The 19215-nt window shown below is 54.0% G+C and carries 14 protein-coding genes, 1 tRNA gene and 1 pseudogene; 11 read left to right on the top strand and 5 right to left on the bottom strand.

Annotated elements, in window-relative coordinates:
- The first annotated feature begins 12 nt into the window (after nt 1–12).
- Nucleotides 13–981 carry a zinc metalloprotease HtpX gene (gene htpX / locus OZX57_RS07815; RefSeq protein ID WP_277162079.1) on the top strand — a complete coding sequence of 323 codons (969 nt, stop codon included), beginning with the start codon at nt 13–15 and terminating at the stop codon, nt 979–981.
- A gap of 16 nt (nt 982–997) precedes the next feature.
- Here the strand turns inward: htpX and OZX57_RS07810 are convergent, their stop codons facing one another.
- From OZX57_RS07810 to OZX57_RS07795, 4 genes are all read right to left on the bottom strand, one after another.
- The gene (locus OZX57_RS07810; protein WP_277162078.1) at nt 998–1513 is read right to left on the bottom strand and encodes a DUF3021 domain-containing protein; all 516 of its coding nucleotides are present in this window, start codon (nt 1511–1513) and stop codon (nt 998–1000) included.
- 1 nt (nt 1514) lies between these two features.
- Nucleotides 1515–1979 carry a LytTR family DNA-binding domain-containing protein gene (locus OZX57_RS07805; protein WP_277162997.1) on the bottom strand — a complete coding sequence of 155 codons (465 nt, stop codon included), beginning with the start codon at nt 1977–1979 and terminating at the stop codon, nt 1515–1517.
- A gap of 176 nt (nt 1980–2155) precedes the next feature.
- Nucleotides 2156–3088 carry an ABC transporter permease gene (locus OZX57_RS07800; protein WP_277162077.1) on the bottom strand — a complete coding sequence of 311 codons (933 nt, stop codon included), beginning with the start codon at nt 3086–3088 and terminating at the stop codon, nt 2156–2158.
- 171 nt (nt 3089–3259) lie between these two features.
- Nucleotides 3260–4543: an ABC transporter ATP-binding protein gene (locus tag OZX57_RS07795; RefSeq protein ID WP_277162076.1), complete on the bottom strand. Its 1284-nt coding sequence runs from the start codon at nt 4541–4543 to the stop codon at nt 3260–3262.
- Nucleotides 4544–4743: 200 nt separating this feature from the next.
- Between OZX57_RS07795 and OZX57_RS07790 the strand changes: the two genes are divergently transcribed.
- A tRNA-Gly gene (locus OZX57_RS07790) sits at nt 4744–4814 on the top strand.
- 361 nt (nt 4815–5175) lie between these two features.
- Complete coding sequence (gene fbaA, locus OZX57_RS07785; protein WP_277162075.1) at nt 5176–6243, top strand: class II fructose-bisphosphate aldolase; 1068 nt, start codon at nt 5176–5178, stop codon at nt 6241–6243.
- 149 nt (nt 6244–6392) lie between these two features.
- On the opposite strand, the gene OZX57_RS07780 is transcribed toward fbaA, so the two are convergent.
- Nucleotides 6393–7520: a LacI family DNA-binding transcriptional regulator gene (locus OZX57_RS07780; protein ID WP_277162074.1), complete on the bottom strand. Its 1128-nt coding sequence runs from the start codon at nt 7518–7520 to the stop codon at nt 6393–6395.
- Nucleotides 7521–7677: 157 nt separating this feature from the next.
- On the opposite strand from OZX57_RS07780, the gene uxaC reads away from it, so the two are divergent.
- The 8 genes and pseudogenes from uxaC to OZX57_RS07740 all read left to right on the top strand — a co-directional run bounded on the left by uxaC (nt 7678) and on the right by OZX57_RS07740 (nt 19170).
- Nucleotides 7678–9114, top strand: coding sequence for a glucuronate isomerase (uxaC, locus tag OZX57_RS07775; RefSeq protein WP_277162073.1), 1437 nt, complete (start codon nt 7678–7680; stop codon nt 9112–9114).
- A 29-nt stretch (nt 9115–9143) separates the two neighbouring features.
- A pseudogene (locus tag OZX57_RS07770) lies at nt 9144–9524 on the top strand (mannitol dehydrogenase family protein); the annotation flags it as partial.
- 122 nt (nt 9525–9646) lie between these two features.
- Complete coding sequence (locus OZX57_RS07765; RefSeq protein ID WP_277162072.1) at nt 9647–10576, top strand: hypothetical protein; 930 nt, start codon at nt 9647–9649, stop codon at nt 10574–10576.
- A 135-nt stretch (nt 10577–10711) separates the two neighbouring features.
- Nucleotides 10712–11959, top strand: a complete 1248-nt coding sequence (gene manD, locus OZX57_RS07760) for a D-mannonate dehydratase ManD (RefSeq protein WP_277162071.1) — start codon at nt 10712–10714, stop codon at nt 11957–11959.
- A 679-nt stretch (nt 11960–12638) separates the two neighbouring features.
- The gene (locus OZX57_RS07755) at nt 12639–13430 is read left to right on the top strand and encodes a sugar ABC transporter permease (protein WP_348637169.1); all 792 of its coding nucleotides are present in this window, start codon (nt 12639–12641) and stop codon (nt 13428–13430) included.
- A gap of 18 nt (nt 13431–13448) precedes the next feature.
- Nucleotides 13449–14369, top strand: a complete 921-nt coding sequence (locus tag OZX57_RS07750) for a carbohydrate ABC transporter permease (RefSeq protein ID WP_277162069.1) — start codon at nt 13449–13451, stop codon at nt 14367–14369.
- Nucleotides 14370–14423: 54 nt separating this feature from the next.
- On the top strand, nt 14424–15773 hold the full coding sequence (locus OZX57_RS07745; protein WP_277162068.1) for a sugar ABC transporter substrate-binding protein: 1350 nt from the start codon (nt 14424–14426) through the stop codon (nt 15771–15773).
- A gap of 160 nt (nt 15774–15933) precedes the next feature.
- On the top strand, nt 15934–19170 hold the full coding sequence (locus OZX57_RS07740) for a glycoside hydrolase family 2 TIM barrel-domain containing protein (RefSeq protein ID WP_277162067.1): 3237 nt from the start codon (nt 15934–15936) through the stop codon (nt 19168–19170).
- The last annotated feature ends 45 nt before the right edge of the window (nt 19171–19215 follow it).

Genomic DNA, 19215 nt, shown 5'->3' with positions numbered 1-19215 from the left:
ACACTTTGGTTTATGAACGGCAAGATCAAAGTGCACGGCCATTTGAACGGCCTTAAAACCACACTGCTTTTCGGAGTGATGTGGGCCATTATCATGCTCATTTGGTGGCTGACCGGCGCCAGCCGCAACACGCTTGTCTACTATATTTTCATCGGTCTCGCTTCAACTTTCATCTCCTATTGGTTCTCAGACCGCATCTCGATTGCTTCGATGGGTGCGCGGCAGGTTTCTGAGGCCGAAGCGCCCGAGCTTTACCGCATCGTCCGCGAGCTTTCCGCTCGTGCCGGCAAGCCGATGCCGCGCATTTACATCGCCCCGACGATGAGCCCGAACGCTTTCGCCACCGGCCGCAACGAGCGTCATGCCGCCGTCTGCTGCACGGAGGGAATCCTGCAGATTCTGAACGAACGCGAATTGCGAGGCGTGCTCGGCCACGAGTTGATGCACGTCTACAACCATGACATCCTCACGTCGGCCGTTGCCAGCGCGATGGCGACGGTGATTACCTATCTTGGCTATATGCTGATGTTCTTCGGTGGCGGACGGGAGGATGATGACCGTGATTCCGGTCTTTTCGGGCTGATTGGGGTGGCGTTGAGTTCGATTCTCGCGCCGATTGGTGCCTCGTTGATTCAAATGGCGATTTCTCGCACCCGCGAATACGACGCGGACGAAGATGGCAGCAAACTCACCGGTGATCCGGCGGCGCTCGCCTCGGCACTGAGCAAGATCACTTCCGGTGCGCAGGCCAACCCGATGCCGCAGACCGCCGGCACCCAGTCCACCGCAGTGCTGATGATTGCTAATCCTTTCTCCGACGAGGGTTTCAGCCGCTTATTCTCAACGCATCCGCCCACTCAGGATCGTATCAATCGTCTGATGCAGATGGCTCAGGAGATGCAAGGTGTCGGAGCCGCTTCAAACCGCGGGCAACGCTGGAACCGCTTGGGTTCCGACAACGAAGCACAGGCCGCGTACTGAGCTGAAATGCGGTGTTTCAGCGTTGTGCTGTCAGCTTTTCGTTGATTTTTCGAGCATCCAGCTTGTTGTGGGCGATGCTGATTGCCCAGATTGCGCCATAGATTGCGATAAACACTAAAGCCACGGTAGGCAGACCGCCGGTGATGTGTGAGAAACTCCAACCGTTCATCAGGATCCACACGATAACCAGTGCAAAAGTGAGTACGCAGTGCGCAATATAACCGGCGATACGCTCATTGCCGAGCAGGAACGTCAGCTCTCCGATGAGAGCGCTCATGATGAACAGTGTAATGATGCTGAGCGGGGTGATAGGCACCCAGTTCGGAGCAATTGCCTCCACCAAGAGGTAGAAGAACGAACCGAATCCCAGCCCGATGGCCGCGTTGCGGGCGACATCGCGGAGAATTGTTGACCGGTGGTTCATATTCTCGCCTTTCTCGTCGCGCTCTTGGTAGTTGTCGAAGATGTTGTTGATATCATCGGAATTGTTTGTGTCGGTGTTCTCATCGATGAAGTATTCGTTTTGACGCATTTCAGACTCCCAATGTTTTCTTCAGGTCGGCCACATAGCGTCGGCTGACGGTTTCGTCGACGCCGTCGGTGAGCTTTGCCGTCATATTGCCGGAATAACTGGCTTCCAGCGATTTCAAGTGACGCAGGTTGATGGCGACCTGTTTGGATATCTGGACGAAGTCGGAAGGTGGCAGCGACTCCATGAAATGCTGCAGCCGGTCTTTGGTGTTCAGCGTGTGTGCTGGTGAGCCTGGTGTGGCGGCGAGCCGGAGCATGAGCGAGTTGCCATGCACTTCGATGGCGATGATGGCGCTTTTGCGCACGATTTCGATCCTGCCATCCGTGTCGATGGAGATGGTTTGCGACGTTCGACGTCCCAGGGTTTCCGCGGCTTTCATCACCGATAAGGCTTCGGCGGTGGGTGCTGTGGCCTCGATGACAATGTTCACCTCGCCATCTTCAAGCTCAGGATTCGCTCGAAACATGATGGTCACGTGTCCACCGCCTTCCTGATTGATCGGCCTTATCTCATCGGCCTTATTTTATTCGCTTGTGCATCCGTATTTTCACATGTTCATACGCAGACGGATACATTTTCGATTGTATAAGTGACTGTATATGCGTGCCGTATCCCATTATGGAACGCTGGGGCTGTCATTTTTCAGATTGCTGCAAGGCTGCGTTCCTTACTGATACCCAGCTTACGCATACTTACAGCAAGCACACGAATGGCCCAGATAATCAACGATATCAAGGCTGTGGTAGCGACAAGTAGAATGATCTCCCCGGCGGCCGAAGTTGGCTGGGACGTGCGGGGCAGCGTGTAGCCGATACCCATATCGGCACGGAATCTGGCGGCGACCGCAGCAGAATGGGGTAGGGGTGCGAATGCGGAATCCATCGCATTGTCCATAAGCAATCTACGGAACAGCGACGAGGTGTAGGCTCCCGGCCACGCTTCGATGAGGTGTTGCGCGAATTTCGGCATGGCGCTGACGGGCAGATAGACGCCGGCGAGGAATCCCGAGGCGGTGCCGACGATGGTGTTGAGCGCGGTGTTGGCGCTTTGTGAGTGGATGCCGGCGACGATTGCATAGGACAGTGCCGAGCTGGCAAGGGCGTTGAATGCCATCAGCATGAGTATCCCAAGGACAGTCATCGGATGATTCAAAGGTACGGAGATACGGTCGACGGGAAGAAAATAGGCAAGCATAATCGCAAACACAATCAATTGCATAACAAATCCGATAGCCACACTGCTCAGTACGTAGCCGCCGGCGATACGCCAACGTGAGTGTATGGCCATCCGAAAATCAATATCGAGGCCGTTTTCTCGGTCGTTGACCATTTGGCCGACCATGGCCAGAGACGTAGTGAGTCCGGTGATGGAAAGAGTGCCGCCGATTAACCAGTTGTCGAGCAGGGTGTTGATGGTGCTTGTGCTAAGGCCGTTGCCGCCCCAGCCGGAACGAACGGTCTGTTTGAGAAAGATGACGTAAAGTCCGAACGCGATAAGGGCGCTGAGCAGCGAAAGCAGGGCGCGGGCGTGGTCGCGCAGAAACAGTTTGAGATTGCGTTGCGATAAGGCGAGCATGATGGTCCTTTAGATGGTTTCGGCTCACATTTTCTTTAGCCGTTAAAATATGAGTTTTGAACAGTGGCGGAATATGAATAATCGTTGATATTTCAACGATATGCAAAGTTTTGATGGCTGGATTTGTCGGGTCGACTTACAAATTTGGGGGCGGCAAATTTTGTGATGGACTCATCGTTCCGTTAGTGCCAAGAACACGTCGTTCATTGTGCCTGGGCGGCACTGGAAATCGGTGATATACGGCCGGAGTTCGCTTAGGATTATCAGACAGTTGTTGGCTGATGACAAGGTGAATGACAGATGATCAGGGTTGTCGCAGCTGGTATTGCCGTTGCTTGTTGGCTCTTCAAATGCATTGTTTTGTTGGCTTTGGCTTTTGGTTGTGGGTACGGATCTGGGTAATTGGACAGGAATGTTGTCATCGAGCTGTTCAAGGGTGGCTTTGGCTGTTCGGCTCGTTCCTGGTTTTAGCGTGACTTCAAGCCGGTAATCGGCGTAACAGGAAATAAGTTCCTGCGCCGAACCGGAAGCCTTTATATGACCCTGATCGATGAGATAAACCTGATCGGCATGCTCGGCTTCTTCGAGATAGTGCGTGGTCAGCAGTATGGAAAGTCCGGTTTCGCGGCGAAGTCGGTTCAGCAGGGACCACAGCGAGTTGCGGGTGACGATATCGAGGCCGGTGGTGGGCTCGTCGAGCACGAGCAGATCGGGATTGTTGATAAGCGCCCGTGCGATATCGATTGAACGACGTTGACCGCCGGAAAGTGAGCCGTAGCGCTGATCCGCAAAATCTTCGGCATGGACGAGTTCAATGACTTCCTTGACTCGGTTGCTAGGAAGGTTCTTGTAAAGTCGGGCGCGGGATTGGAGATTTTCGCGGGCCGTCAGCAGATGGTCGAGCACGCTTTGTTGAAACACCACGCCGATTGCCGGGCGGTTGTTTGCGGATGCCTTGCGGATTTCGGTTTTGTTGGTGTTGCCTGTTTCTGCGTGGTTGTCGGAGGCATAAGAGTCTGGGAATTTGATTGTGCCCGCATCTGGTGCATTGATACCGGTAATCATCGAGATCGTGGTCGATTTGCCAGCGCCGTTCGGCCCGATGACCGCGGTAAGTGAACCTCGCTCGATGCTCAGCGAAACGTCGTGAACGGCTTCGTGATTGCCGTAGAACTTCAACAGATGTTCTGCTTGCAGCAGTGTTGACATGGATAAAACCTTTCGTGCCGATGTCAGATTGCGACGTGAACCGCAAAACTTGGTGATGGGACGATTGTGGCGCTGCGTGGTTATGGAAGGAAAGCTAATGTGGATAAGAGGTGCATAGGTATCGGTAAGAGGTGCAGTGACTGCGGTGAGAGGGCGGCTTGTATCAAATAATGTCGTACGAATGTAGAATTGTTCGGGATTTCCGCCGTGAATACGAATGTGACTCAAATTTGCGGATTGAGGCATGACCTGAATTACAGATTCGAATGATTTCGAAGTCAGAGCGAATCGACAATGATACCGAAGTTACGAATCTCGATAAGTCAAATCAGTGAATTGAGCTGAATCATTCGTCAGTGAAAGCTGACTGAGCCGATTCGGCACGCTGTTTCGCGTCTCTGTGCTAGACTCATGATTTGTATGTGCGCGACATTGCGTGCGTCACTGCGGATGTAGTTCATCGGTAGAATGGAAGCTTCCCAAGCTTCAGAGGCGGGTTCGACTCCCGTCATCCGCTCTTTGATATTCCTTGATTTTCCAACGATTCTAAGCCTTTTGTCAATTTTGATAGGTTGATGTGGCGCTGATGCAACAATCTAAAAGTTTCCAGATTATAGCTGTAACTACGTTCAAGAAATATATTGAAATCGAAAAACGGAAAATCGAAAGAAAGTGGAGGAGGCAGGAGTTGAACCGTGCGTCTCCGCCTTGCGGCGGGCTCTACCGTTGAGCTAATCCCCCAATTAGTGTGCCGTAGAAGGTTTGTTGTTCAAAACCCAGCATGAAGCACTTGATAACTATATCACACTATTTTTGCGTTTATTACAGACGGTGGGATGGCAGGCCCAATGGCGAGGCTCACGGCAATAATGGGAAACATGACTATTGCGAGCCCTGAACGATATCGTGAAATGCTGGAATCCGCGCGGCGTAACGGTTACGCCTATCCGGCAATTAACGTGACCAGCACCCAGACACTTAACGCCGCGCTGCAAGGGTTCGCCGAGGCTGAATCTGACGGCATCATCCAAGTTTCCGTCGGCGGCGCCTCCTATTTTTCTGGACAACGGGTCGATGATCGCGTTACGGGTTCATTGGCGTTTGCAGCGTTTGCGCATGAAGTGGCGGCGAAATATCCAAATATTTCTATTGCGCTGCACACCGATCATTGCGCCAAGCCGTATCTCGACGGCTGGGTGCGGCCGTTGCTTGCTCATGAGGCCGACGAGGTAGCGCACGGCAAGGAGCCGATTTTCCAATCGCATATGTGGGACGGTTCAACGGTTCCGCTCAAGGAAAACCTTGATATCGCTGAAGAATTGCTCGACCTTTCCGCCAAGGCTCGCACCGTTCTTGAAATCGAAATCGGCGCAGTTGGCGGAGAGGAAGACGGACATCGTGCGGATATCGATGAAAAGCTGTATTCCACGCCGGCCGACGGCATTGAGGTGGCACGCAGACTTGGTCTGGGGGAGCGGGGCGCTTACATGGCGGCGTTCACGTTCGGCAACGTGCATGGCGCTTACAAGCCGGGAGTCGTAAAGCTACGCCCGGAATTGCTTGGCGAGATTCAGCGCGAGGTTGCGTCGGTGGCAAAGGCTGGCAATCTGGGAAGCGATTACACCGACGCCGAGTTGCACGACGACAAGCCGTTCATGCTCGTTTTCCATGGTGGTTCAGGCTCGACGAAGGGCGACATCACTGCCGCGGTACATTACGGCGTGGTGAAAATGAATATCGACACCGATACCCAGTACGCCTTCACTCGCGCTGTCGCCGGCCACATGTTCGAGCACTACGATTCCGTGCTCAAGGTCGACGGCGAGGTTGGAGAGAAACGCTACTACGACCCGCGCTCATGGGGCCGCACGGCCGAGGACGCGATGGCCCAGCGCGTGGTCGAGGCCTGCGTCGAACTGGGTTCCGCTGGTAAGGCGCTCAAATAAACAGCTTAAATAACCTGTCAGGTAAGCCGATTAACGGGGGATAAGACAACACGGCATAACACGGTGAAACACCAAGAAAAATAAACAGTTCACGCTCGAAGGTAAATATCCGGCAAACCGGCGTTTGGACAAGGTGTTCCTGTTGGTGTTCATAAATTCCTATCAGACAGTGCAGAGGGATTGACCTTGCCCGTACTGGCGCGCACGATATAAGACGATTCCAGCATGATGGGCTTTCTGTCGTTTAGCGGTTTGGTATGGCGGATAAGGCCGATGGTTTCGGTCACGGCTTTCACGCCCAATGCCTTACGTGGCAGACGGACCGTTGACAATGCGGGGGAGACCAGCGAACTGAATTGCACGTCGTCGATACCCACAACCGATACGTCGTCGGGAACGCTGACATCCTTGCTGTGCAAAGCCGCGATGAACCCGATGGCCATGATGTCGTTGTAGGCGATGACGGCATCGGTGGGGTTGCTCAGAAATTGGTTTCCGGTGCCGAAGCCGCCGCTGAAAGTCGGTGTATTGGCAGGAATGCGGCGCAGTTTCAGATGGCGTCTTAGACAGATGGAGGAAAGCGTCCTCCAACGCACGCCGTCCTGCCAAGACGATTCCGGTCCGCTCAGATAGGTGAAACTGCGGTGTCCTAGCGTGACAAGGTGATTGATGGCCTGCGTAAGTCCTGTTTGTACCTCGGCGATCACCGACTGGATGCCGCGAATGGAGCGGTTAAGCGTCACCAATGGCTTGGTTTGGGCAAGTTTTCTGATGCCGGTGTCGGAAAGGCGGGACGAAGCGAGGATGATTCCGTCAATATGCTGCCCGGCGATGTGAATCGAGGTTCGTTCGATGACGGTATTTTCCTCTGAGTCGAGCACCAGCAGGCCGAAGCCATTCGTGAGACATTCGTGTTGCGCGGCTCGTGTGTATTCCGCGAAAACCGGGTTGCTGAGGTCGGCTACCACGATGCCTAGCATTCCGTTGAGATGGTCGTCGTTGGTATGCGCATTGATTGTATGCGAACGATAACCGAGCCGGTCGGCGACCTTGTAGATTTTTTCGGCGGTTGCGGCGCTGACGCGGCCGGGCCTTGCAAACGCTCGGGAAACAGTAGACGGCACAACTCCGGCAGCCTGGGCCACGTCTCTGATGGTGACGGGTTTCTTGACATCCTCCAAGGTGGCATGCGGATCTTGCAGATTGTCTTGGGAGTCTTTCGATAAGTCTTGAAGATTCTCGGCCTTGCCGTTATCCGTTATCTCGTCATTGCGCACTCTTTTGCCGTCCTTCGCCCTTTAGTATAAGCATACGTTGGCAAGTAATGGCAACAGCATACGGCCAAATGCTGCTGAGCGTAAACTGAGGCACGATTTAAGACTTTCGGGCAATCACCAGGGATTGTCTGTTGTGCTCTTCTGCTAGGAGAATTTTATGGCTGACAAATCAGGAACGTCTTTATCCCCAGACAGGCTATTTCCTGCCGAGGAAAAAACGTTGCATGCCGCACGCGAACTGTATGCCTCCGTCAAGGATCTTCCCATTATTTCCCCTCACGGGCATATCCCCGTTGAATGGTTTGCGCAGGACAAGCATTTCGCCAATCCCACTGATTTGTTCATCACCCCTGACCACTACGTCACTCGCGTGCTGCATGCCCAAGGCATTGCGCTGAGTGCGCTGGGAGTCAACCAGCCTCATTTCACCGAACGGCAGGCCCGTGACGCTTTCCTGCTGTTTGGTCAGCACTGGTTTGCTTTTGCGGGAACGCCGATGCGTTATTGGTTCGAGGATTCGTTGGTGCGCGTTTTCGGTATCGATACTGCTTTTGGCCCGGATACGGCGGGCGTGATTTACGATGAGCTCAACGAGATGCTCAAGACCCCAGAATTCAGCACGAGAGCGCTCGCCAACCGCTTCAATATGGATTTCGTTTCCACCACCGACGATCCCGTCAGTGATTTGAAGCTTCACGATAAGGTCAACGCCGATTCGGATTTCGAGCCGTTTGTCGCTCCTGCGTTCAGACCTGACGCTTATCTTGAGCCGGGCCGTGCCGATTGGCCGCAGCTGGTCCGCAACCTTGGTGCGGCCGCCGATGTGGATGCCTCCGGCTACGAAGGTTTCACAGAAGCCATGCGTCGCCGGCGCCGGTATTTCAAAGAGCATGGCGCGGTGCTGAGCGACCATTCCCATATCAGCATCAATTCCGAAAGGCTCACGGATGCCGAGGCAGATCGTCTGTTCCGAGAAGCTTATGCCGGACGAATCGATTCTCGCGATGCCGACCGCCTTCGTGCACATCTGTTTAACGATCAGGCGAGATTGGCCCAGGAAGATGGCTTGGTAATGACGGTCCATCCTTCCATTGCTCGTAATTACGACGCCGCTTCCTATGCCGATTATGGCGCGGATATCGGCGGTGACATTCCTGCGCGAGCCGAGTTCGTCGAGGCTTTGCGCCCGCTCTTGAATGAGTACGGAAACAATATCGATTTCCATTTTGTCGCCTTCACCACCGACGAAACGGTATATTCCCGTGAACTTGCGCCGCTCGCAGGCTTCTATCCTTCGTTCTATGTGGGTGCTCCATGGTGGTTCATCGACTCTCCGGAAGCCATTTCGCGCTATTTCCGTGCCACGGTTCCCTACGCCGGATTCACCAAGCTTTCCGGTTTCATTGACGACACGCGTGCAATCTGTTCGATTCCTTCCCGTCACGACATGAACAGGAGGATTACCGCGAGTTTCGTTGCTTCACTGATATGCGATCATCGTATTTCCATGGACGAAGGGCTTTCGATTATGCACTACGAGGTTGCCACGCAGCCCAAGCGAGTGTTCAAAATCGATACCGTGAAGCAACAATAAGGATTTGGAAAATAGAAGCGTAAGGAGCAATGATGTCAAAGGTAAGCGCTTCGGTTCCGGCGATTAGCCGTGAAAAGGATGGCCGTTCAGCGGCTCCGGAAAGAATCATTCATCTGGGGGTCGGCAATTTCACGCGTGCCCATCAGTCTTGGTACACCCAGCATGCATCCGATGCGGCGCAATGGGGTATCGCCGGTTTCACCGGTCTTGGGTCGAGGATGAGCGACTTGCTTGCAGCACAGGGCTGCGTGTATACCCTGATTACTTCCGGAGCTCAGGGCGACGAATTTGAAGTCATTTCGTCGATTTCCTCCATGCATGCAGGTGCGGATATGACGGCTTTGCGTCTTCGTTTCGCCGATCCGGATATCTCGATTGTTACTTCAACGGTCACTGAGGCTGGGTATATGCGTGCCCAGAACGGAGATCTTGATATTTCCGACGCCAATGTTGCTTCCGATCTTCAGGCTTTGAAGGCTGATCCGGAGGTGGACAGGCTCAAAACGATTCCTGTTCGTATGGTTGCAGGTTTTTGGCCCGCAGAAACGCGGGTGCCGGCCCGATCACCGTGCTGCCCTGCGATAATCTGGCTGGTAACGGTGCCGCGTTCCGTAAAGTGGTCGAGCAGGCCATTGCCGAAGTCGATCCGTCATTGCTTGACTGGACACGTCTCAACGTTGCTTGGGGTACGTCAATGGTCGATCGCATCACGCCTGCCACCACATCGGCCGATATCGAGCTGGTTGAACGCACGAAAGGTTGGCACGATGCCGCTCCGGTGCGCACCGAGCCGTTCCGCGAATGGGTGATTGCCGGGGAGTTCCCGTCAGGACGTCCGGCATGGGATGAAGTAGGGGCCGTCATTACTGACGATGTGACTCCTTACGAGCAGCGCAAACTGTGGATGCTCAACGGTTCCCATTCCACTCTGGCTTACTGCGGCCCGTTGTTCGGCTGCGAAACCGTCGCGGATGCCGTGGCCGATCCGACCCTGCGTTCGTGGATCAACGAGTGGTGGGATCTAGCTGGACGCTATGTCAGCGTGCCCACCGACGAATATCGCCGGCAATTGCTTCAACGCTTTGAGAACCCGAATATTCGTCATCTGCTGATGCAGATCGCCTCCGATGGAAGCGAGAAGCTGCCAGTTCGCATCGTTCCCGCTGCCCGTAAAGCCCTGGAGGACGGGGCCTCTGCGCTTCCGGCCGCCCGTGCCATTGCCGCGTGGATTTTGTTCCTTAACCGGTTTAGCGATGAACTGGCGGATGTCATCAATAAAGACAAGGTCGTTTCGCTTGCCAAACCCTGTTTCACCTCCGATGGCAACATCGACGGCGAAGCAGTCAGGCATGTCATCGCTTATCTTGATCGAGGTCTTGCGTCTTCGTCGTCGTTTGTCGACGAGGTCGTCCAGCAGATCAGCGAGGTGGGCAAGGCTGCCAAGGCTCGTTGCACATCATGATTGGTATTGTCGCGCTCTGTATCAGGGTTGGCGGCGTGATTGTCATGAAAAGCGTGAATGAAAATTGAATAAAGCGGATGCCGTCAAGCAGTAAGCATCTGTGAATAAAAATCTGTATAACAGAAAGGAATCGATATGGCTATCGAAAAGGCCGAGGTTTTCGTCACGAGTCCGGGGCGCAATTTCGTCGTTCTCAAACTCACGACGACGGACGGCATCGTAGGACTCGGTGATGCAACGCTCAACGGGCGTGAACTGGTCGCTGCCGAATATCTGAAGACTATCGCCCCCGCCCTCATCGGTAAGGACGAGGACAACATCGAAGATATGTGGCAGTATCTCTACAAGGGCGCCTATTGGAAGCGTGGACCGGTGACGATGGCCGCCATTTCCGCTGTTGATGTGGCATTGTGGGATATCAAAGGCAAGAAGCTCGGCGTTCCGGTCTACGACTTGCTCGGTGGTGCATCCCGCAAGGGCATTCTGACCTATGCGCACGCCTCTGGCACCGATCTGCCGAGCCTGTTCGATTCGATTGATATGTATCGTGACATGGGCTTCAAAGCCACGCGTATCCAGTACGCGCTGCCCGGCATCCCGTCGACCTACGGTGTCGCGGCTTCGGCCAACGCGCAGACTGGCAAGGGTGAGAAGGGCATGCGTTACGATTACGAGCCCGCCCGCCGTACCAGCGTGCCGGTCGAGGAAGTTTGGGACGCACGCACGTACCTCAACACCATTCCAGGTGTGTTTGAAGAAGTGCGCAACAAGTATGGCAAGGACTTGATTCTGCTACACGATTCCCATCACCGTCTACGCCCGATTGAGGCCGCTCGCTTCGGCAAAGCGCTTGAGCCTTATGACCTCTTCTGGATGGAAGACACCACGCCCGCGGAGGACAACCAGCAGTTCTTGCGTCTGGTGCGCGAGCACACCACCACTCCGATTGCCATTGGCGAGATCATCAACTCCTGGACCGACTACATCACCCTGATCGAGGAACAGCTCATCGATTACGTGCGTTCGGCCGTCACCCACACGGGTGGCCTCACCCACATGAAGAAGCTCATGGCCTTCGCTGAGCTTTTCGGCGTCAAGTCCGGCTTCCACGGCCCCACCGATGTTTCGCCGGTCGGTATGGCCGCGAACCTGCACCTCGACTTGGCGATTCCGAACTTCGGCATCCAGGAGTACATGAAGCACAGCGACGAGACGCTCGAGGTGTTCCATACTTCTTATACGTTCAAGGACGGTTATCTGCACCCGGGCAACAAGCCGGGCCTCGGCGTTGACTTCGATGAGAAGCTCGCTGCGAAGTACCCGTATCAGCCGGCTCCGCTGCCGGTCGATCGCCTACTCGACGGCACCATGCACGAGTGGTGATTTTTCTTAGTGACTGCCGCGATGGGGCGGGATATGTGTTGTTCTGGACACTCAAGGCCGTTCGGCCAAGCTTACGCCAGAACAACACATATCCCGCCCCATCGCTCTGACTAATGGTGCTTTTTGTAAGCGAATAAAAAGAGGCCAAGTCTTTACGGTCGAACAACGCACATGCCAGCCAAGGCACTCTGCGTTGAGTGGGTTTTGTAAGCGAATAAAAGATAAAGGACTCGAGTTAGTTCGGGCGGGACAGCATTTCCTGCTCTTGGCGATGGCATGAGGCTTGATAACAGGCTTCTTGCCATCGCTTTGGTGTTTTTAGCTTTGGTGACTGTATATTTGTCATATTAGTATAAATAGTACGTTAGGTTATTCAATGTCGAAATATGATTTCAAAGCAAACTATGGCAACTTTGAATATTCAAAAACGGATTTGGATATGTTTAAAAAGATTGACCTCCCACACGGATGTCGGGTTGCCAATATGCGGCTTTGCAAAGTTGTAAAGTCTTAAGGAGGAAGAATGGACGCGAACACAAGCGTTGTGCAATCGTCACGGAAATTTGGAAAGAGTTCCCGGTCAAAGAACATCCAGAAAGCTCATAAGCATCGTCGCAATGGCTTAATCGGTTGGGCTTTCATCACGCCTTTCCTTATTTTCTTTGTCATAGCAATTATCATGCCGATTATCTATGCGCTGTATCTCAGTGTGTTTACTGATAAATTGATTGGCGGCAGAGTTTTCACCGGCTTGAGCAATTATGTTGCGATTCTGACGAATGGTTTGTTCTGGGATGGTCTTTGGCGCGTTATCCGCGTCTTCCTGATTCAGGTGCCGATTATGTTGGGTCTCGCTCTTCTTGCTGCGTTGGCTATCGACAGCGCAAGGTTGGTTGGTCGCTCGGCCTTCCGAATCCTTCTGTTCCTGCCTTACGCGGTCCCTGGCGTGGTCGCCGTGCTTATCTGGGAATTCCTGTACGGCAATCAGTTCGGTCTGACGGCCAATATCAACACCTTGTTCGGCCTGTCGCTGCAGCCGCTGTCCAAGAACATGATTCTGTGGTCCATCGGCAACATTATGACCTGGTCGTTCACGGGTTACAACATGCTTATTCTTTACTCCGGTCTGAAAACCATTCCGACCGAACTCTATGAGGCGGCAAGGCTTGACGGAGCGAGCGAATGGCAGGTTGCCTGGCACATCAAGGTTCCTGCGATCAAGGGCCAGCTTCTGATTTCCTTCATGTTCTCGATCATTGGCACATTCCAGCTTTTCAGCGAACCACAGTTATTGCAGACGCCGGCACCGAATGCGATTTCGAGTAGCTATACCCCGAACCTCTGGGCATACAACCTCTCGCTGAACGGCAGCCAATACAACTTGGCGGCGGCGTTGGCCATCATCATGGGTCTGATCACCGGTGTGCTTGCGTTCGTGACGCAGAACCACGGTTCAAAGAATATCGACTGAGATCGCAAGGAGAAAAAGATGTCTCGTAAGAATACGAAAAACGCTGCGACCGTAGCGGTCTCCACCGGATCCGGTGTCAGGAAGAATGGCTATTCACGCCGTCATTCCCCCGTACTGTTCATATTCATGCTGGTATTGGCGCTCTATTCGATTATCCCGCTGTTGTGGCTGGTGCTGAATGCAACCAAGAGCCAGGGCGACATTCTCTCGACCTTCGGCCTCGGTTTCGGGCACAAGCTCAACATCGTCGAAAATCTCAAGGCGACATTCACCTATGAGGATGGGTCGTTCCTGAGGTGGCTGGGCAATACGGTGATGTACGTGGTCATCGGTGCGGGCGGCGCTACGCTGCTGGCAGCGCTGGCAGGATATGGCATGGCCATGTTCGACTTCGCCGGCAAGCAAATCGTCATGGCAATCATCATCGGCGCCATCGCCATTCCGGGCAACGCCTTGGTTGTCCCCACCTTCTTGCTGTTCGCGAAGTTGGGCCTCACTAATACCCCGCTGGCGGTGATACTTCCTTCACTCATTAGCCCATTCGGGTTCTATCTGGTCATCAGTTACGTACAGTCTGGTGTGCCAAGGGAAGTTGTTGAATCGGCGCGTGTGGACGGCGCTGGAGAGGTTCGAATCTTCTTCCAGATCGTTCTTCCTCTGCTGATGCCCTGCATCGTCACCGTGCTGTTGTTCGCCATCGTGTCCACATGGAACAATTACTTCCTTCCGTTGATCATGCTCAATGATCCGAAGTGGTATCCGTTGACAGTTGGCTTGGCGGAATGGAACGCGCAGGCGACCGGATCGGCCACTCCAAAGCCGATTTACAACCTGGTCATCATGGGCGCGCTTGTCACTGTCATCCCAATCATCATTATCTTCCTCATGCTCCAGCGTTACTGGGAGTCCGGTTTGAGTGCCGGTAGCGTGAAGCAGTGATGCAGGTAATCAGACTGTTCAGATTTTAGTAAATTAAAAAGAAAGGTACCTTCAATGAAACGTACAAAGGTAGTTCGCTTCGTGGCAGGAGTTGCAGCCATCGCTATGGCTGCTGCAGGCCTTGCGGGTTGCGGCGGCTCGTCAAACAGCGCCAGCGGCTCGAACGGCGGGAAAGAAGGCGATCTGGACGCGGCTCTGCAAAAGGGCGGTACGATCACCTACTGGACTTGGACCGACAGCGCCAAAGCTCAGGCGGCGGCATTTGAGAAGAAATATCCGAAGGTTCATATTAAGGTCGTCAACCCTGGAACGGGCATGACCGTCTACACCAAGTTGCAGAACGTTCTGAAGGCCAGCTCCGGTATCCCTGACATCTCCCAGATTGAGTATCAGGCCATTCCTCAGTTCTCGGTTCCGGGCAATCTGCTGGATCTTTCGCAGTACGGCTTTGCCAAGTACAAGAACCAGTTTGTCAAGTCCGCTTGGGAAGGCGTGACCAGTGGCAGCAGTATCTACGGTCTGCCCCAGGACACCGGCCCGATGGTCATGTTCTACAACAAGCAGGTCTTCGATGCCGCAGGCATCACCAATCCTCCCAAGACCTGGGATGAGTACATGCAGGATGCGAAGATTCTCCACGAGAAGGATTCCAGCGTCTACATCACCAACGATTCTGGCCAGGGCAACTTCATCACCTCCATGCTATGGCAGGCCGGAAGCCACGCCTACAAGGTCAACGGCACCAACGTCGAGATCAATCTGAACGATCCGGGTGCCATGCGTTGGGCCAAGAACTGGGACTACCTGTTCAAGAACCACTACATCTCCTCGTTGACCAACCAGGGCACTGAATGGTATCAGGCCGCCAACAAGGGCAAGATCGCTTCTGTGGTCTCTGGCTCTTGGATGGCCGGTGCCTTCAAGTCCTCCGTCAAGGAGACCACCGGCCAGTGGCGCGTCGCCCCGATGCCTTCCTATGATGGCAAGCCTGCTTCCGCAAACTATGGTGGCTCTTCCGAAGTCGTGCTGAAGAAGTCGGCCAATCCCGCTTTGGCAGCTGCATTCCTTCGTTGGCTCAATACCTCCCAGGAATCCATCGATCTGTTCAAGCAGAGCGGCGGTTATGTCTCCACCAAGAAGGAGCTGTCTTCTGAAGAGTTCCTCAACGAAAAGTCCGACTACTTCGGTGGCCAGCAGATCAACAAGGTCTTCCTCGAGAGCGGCAAGGACGTCGTGAGCGGTTGGCAGTTCCTTCCTTATCAGGCCTATGCCAATTCCATCACTATGGATACGGTCGGCAAGGCGTATCAGGGCCAGACCACTTTCGAGAAGGCGCTGAAGGAATACCAGAAGGCTTTGGTCACTTATGGTAACCAGCAGGGCTATAAGGTTACTGGCAAGTAAGTACTCCACGGCAGTTTAAAGAAGTGCAATTGATATTTTGAGAGCAACACATGTGTGGGTGATGTGTTGCTCTCAAAATATCTGTGCGTAGCTGTCTGGCTGCGTTTGTGACATAGCGGTGCGGATATTCGATCCGATAAGATTAGGTGGTTGTATACACATGTTTGTTCCTGAATATTATGAGGATCTTTCGCTGCTTCATAGTGGGACAGAACCCAACAGGTCATATTTTGTTCCATGTTCCCTACCTGCTGAGAAGAGTGCGTGTGAAGACGTAGCAAGGCAGAACATGCCTGCTTTAGTTGGTTTGGAGCAATCCGACCGATGCATCATGCTTGACGGTACGTGGAAGTTCCGTTATTACACGAGCATCTATGACCTGGATGCGCAAATGGCATCTACAGGTCTCAAGTTTTTCGACGAGTCCTGCGATATATCAGACGATGGCGTTTTAGGTGCCTTCGATTCAATCGAGGTACCGTCAGTCTGGCAGTGCAACGGTTATGACAAACCACAATATACAAACATGCGCTACCCGTACCCCTTTGATCCGCCGCATGTTCCAAAGGATGACCCCTGCGGAGTCTATGTACGGGACTTCGAGTATCGCCAAAATAGTGCCGCGCCCCGCGTCTTCCTTGATTTCGAAGGTGTGGATTCATGTTTTTATGTTTGGCTGAACGGCAAGTTGGTGGGCTACAGCCAGATTTCGCATTCGACCAGCGAATTCGATGTGACACAGATGCTTCATGAAGGCCGCAACCGCATTGCCGTGCTGGTGCTGAAATGGTGCGACGGGAGTTATCTCGAGGACCAGGACAAGTTCCGTATGAGCGGTATTTTCCGGCGGGTCTATCTGATGCAGCGTCCGCGAGATGCCGTTCGTGATTTCTTCGTCCATGTGGATCTCGCCGATGATCTTGACACGGCAACGTTGAGCGTCGATTTCAGCTTCCTGGGCTCGCAGGCCACCGATGTCTCGCTATCATTGTTGGACGTATCAGGTCAGCTGCTTGATACCACGCACACCCAGGCCGCACAAGGCACTAGTGCCAACTCCGGCTTCATCGCTGAGGCGACGGCGACATTCACTATCGCCCAACCGCATCTTTGGAACGCCGAAGATCCTTACCTCTATACATTGGTGATTTCCACAGGGTTGCCGGGCGATGGTGAAATGATTGTCACCCGGGTCGGTATCCGCAAGGTTGAGATCAACGACGGAGTGCTCGAAATCAATGGCAGGCCGGTGAAGCTGCACGGCGTGAACCGCCACGATTCCGATCCGGTCAAGGGCTTTGCGGTCAACCGCGACGACATGATACGCGATCTGCGTTTGATGAAGGAGCACAACGTCAACGCGATACGTACCAGCCATTATCCCAATTCGCCGGAATTCTACGAATTGTGCGACCAGATGGGCTTCTACGTCATCGATGAGGCCGATATCGAAAGCCACGGCGTGGAGAGCCTGTATTATCAGCCCGCCTCCGATACACAAAAGCTTGCGTGGCATGGCACGATCAACGATAACCCGCAATGGTTCCCGGCGATTTTGGACAGGGTTCAACATTGCGTGCTGCGAGATAAAAATCGTCCCTGCGTGGTGATGTGGTCGATGGGCAACGAAAGCGGTTATGGCCGCGCGTTCGAAAAAGCGCTGGCATGGACGAAATCGTTCGATCCTTCGCGTCCCACACATTATGAGAGTGCGATTCATCCGGCGGACGACCGCGAATTCGATTATTCCGATCTCGACGTTTATAGCCGTATGTATCCCTCCATCGAAGACATCGAAGGATATTTCGAGCAGGCCAAGGAAGGGAAGGGTGCCTACGGTGCCGGGGACACGCACACCCTGCGTCCCTACGTCCTGTGCGAATACTGCCATTCCATGGGCAACGGCCCGGGCGATCTCGAAGACTATTTCCATGTCTTCCAGAAGTATCCGGGTATAGCCGGCGGCTTCATCTGGGAATGGTGCGATCACGCCATCGACAAGGGCCGCACCATAGACGGCAAAACCATATACGCCTATGGCGGCGACCACCACGAATACCCGAATGACGGCAATTTCTGCATGGACGGATTGGTCTACCCCGACCGGACGCCGCACACCGGGCTCAAGGAATTCAAGAACGTCTTCAGACCGTTGCGCGTTGTCGGATTCGACCGGCAAAAGCAACTGCTGACCCTGCATAACTACATGGATTTCCAGAATTCATCGGCGTTCGAGATTTCGTGGCAGCTGCTGGTGGACGGCAAGGTCGTCGATCGGGGAATGCTCGACACTCAAAGCGAGGAGCCGCATATTGCTCCGCACCAAGAAGGAACGGTGAAACTGGACGGTATCTTGATTCCTGATTGCGGCAAGGCCACGTTACTGGTTGCCTATGCCACAGCCCAAGCCGGAGTTGTGCTCCCTGCAGGTTTTGTCTTGGGATTCGATGAGGTGCCGCTGAAAAACGCCGACGCACGCAATCAGTACGCCACGCATCTGCTTCAAGAGAATCACGGCAGATCAGGCGATGTTGAGATTGAGCAGGATTCGCGGCAGATTCGCTTGAGCGCAGCGCAATGGCAGTATATATGCGACAAGCGAACCGGCTTGTTCTCCTCGATGGTTTTCGGCAACCGCAGGATCATCGACCGTTCAATGGAAATCAATATCTGGCGCGCTCCCACCGACAACGATATGTTCGTCAAAAAGGAGTGGGAGGCCGCCGGCTACGACCGTGTGGAGACCAGGGCGGATAACGTGGCAGTGAGGCGTGATGCCAAGTCCGGCGACGTTTTCATCACCGCTCGACTTACGCTTGCGGCCGCCGCCGTGCAGCCGGTGCTTTGCGCCGATGCGACGTGGACGATTCACGGTGATGGTGCCATTGAGCTGGCCGTTGAAGTCAGGCGTGGGCAGGCGATGCCGTTCCTGCCGCGTTTCGGGCTTCGTCTCTTCGTGCCGAAGGCCATGAACCATGCGGCATATTGCGGATACGGACCCAACGAGAGCTATATCGACAAACGGAGGTCAAGCCATTACGGGCTTTTCGCCGGTTCGCCGGAAGATCTCTATGAGCCGTATATCAAGCCTCAGGAAAACGGCTCCCACTATGGTTGCGACTATGTCAGGCTTGAAGACGCCAGCGATGACGTAACGTTGACCGCAGTCTCAGAAGTACCGTTCTCGTTCCAGTTCCTGCCGTATACGCAGGAGGAAATGACCGAAAAGAAGCATCGTTACGAGCTTGAGCCTTGCGCATCGAACGTGCTGTGCCTCGACTATGTCCAAAGTGGTGTGGGCTCGAACAGCTGCGGCCCGCAGCTTGCTTCGCGTTATCGCTTGGATGAGCAGGATTTTGCTTTCAAGATTATGCTGCTTCCTCAAGCCAGCCGTTAATTCAATATCAAATTAAACCGAACCAGCAATTTCCGTTACATGCGG

The organism is Bifidobacterium sp. ESL0682 (assembly GCF_029392815.1).
GTDB lineage: Bacteria > Actinomycetota > Actinomycetes > Actinomycetales > Bifidobacteriaceae > Bifidobacterium.
This window is presented reverse-complemented; position numbering and strand designations above follow the sequence as displayed.

Bases quoted from the DNA above. Each gene is read 5' to 3' on its own strand.
- htpX (WP_277162079.1), top strand. From the start codon at position 13: ATGAACGGCAAGATCAAAGTGCACGGCCATTTGAACGGCCTTAAAACC.
- OZX57_RS07810 (WP_277162078.1), bottom strand. From the start codon at position 1,513: ATGCGTCAAAACGAATACTTCATCGATGAGAACACCGACACAAACAAT.
- OZX57_RS07805 (WP_277162997.1), bottom strand. From the start codon at position 1,979: ATGTTTCGAGCGAATCCTGAGCTTGAAGATGGCGAGGTGAACATTGTC.
- OZX57_RS07800 (WP_277162077.1), bottom strand. From the start codon at position 3,088: ATGCTCGCCTTATCGCAACGCAATCTCAAACTGTTTCTGCGCGACCAC.
- OZX57_RS07795 (WP_277162076.1), bottom strand. From the start codon at position 4,543: ATGCCTCAATCCGCAAATTTGAGTCACATTCGTATTCACGGCGGAAAT.
- fbaA (WP_277162075.1), top strand. From the start codon at position 5,176: ATGACTATTGCGAGCCCTGAACGATATCGTGAAATGCTGGAATCCGCG.
- uxaC (WP_277162073.1), top strand. From the start codon at position 7,678: ATGGCTGACAAATCAGGAACGTCTTTATCCCCAGACAGGCTATTTCCT.
- manD (WP_277162071.1), top strand. From the start codon at position 10,712: ATGGCTATCGAAAAGGCCGAGGTTTTCGTCACGAGTCCGGGGCGCAAT.
- OZX57_RS07755 (WP_348637169.1), top strand. From the start codon at position 12,639: ATGCCGATTATCTATGCGCTGTATCTCAGTGTGTTTACTGATAAATTG.
- OZX57_RS07750 (WP_277162069.1), top strand. From the start codon at position 13,449: ATGTCTCGTAAGAATACGAAAAACGCTGCGACCGTAGCGGTCTCCACC.
- OZX57_RS07745 (WP_277162068.1), top strand. From the start codon at position 14,424: ATGAAACGTACAAAGGTAGTTCGCTTCGTGGCAGGAGTTGCAGCCATC.
- OZX57_RS07740 (WP_277162067.1), top strand. From the start codon at position 15,934: ATGTTTGTTCCTGAATATTATGAGGATCTTTCGCTGCTTCATAGTGGG.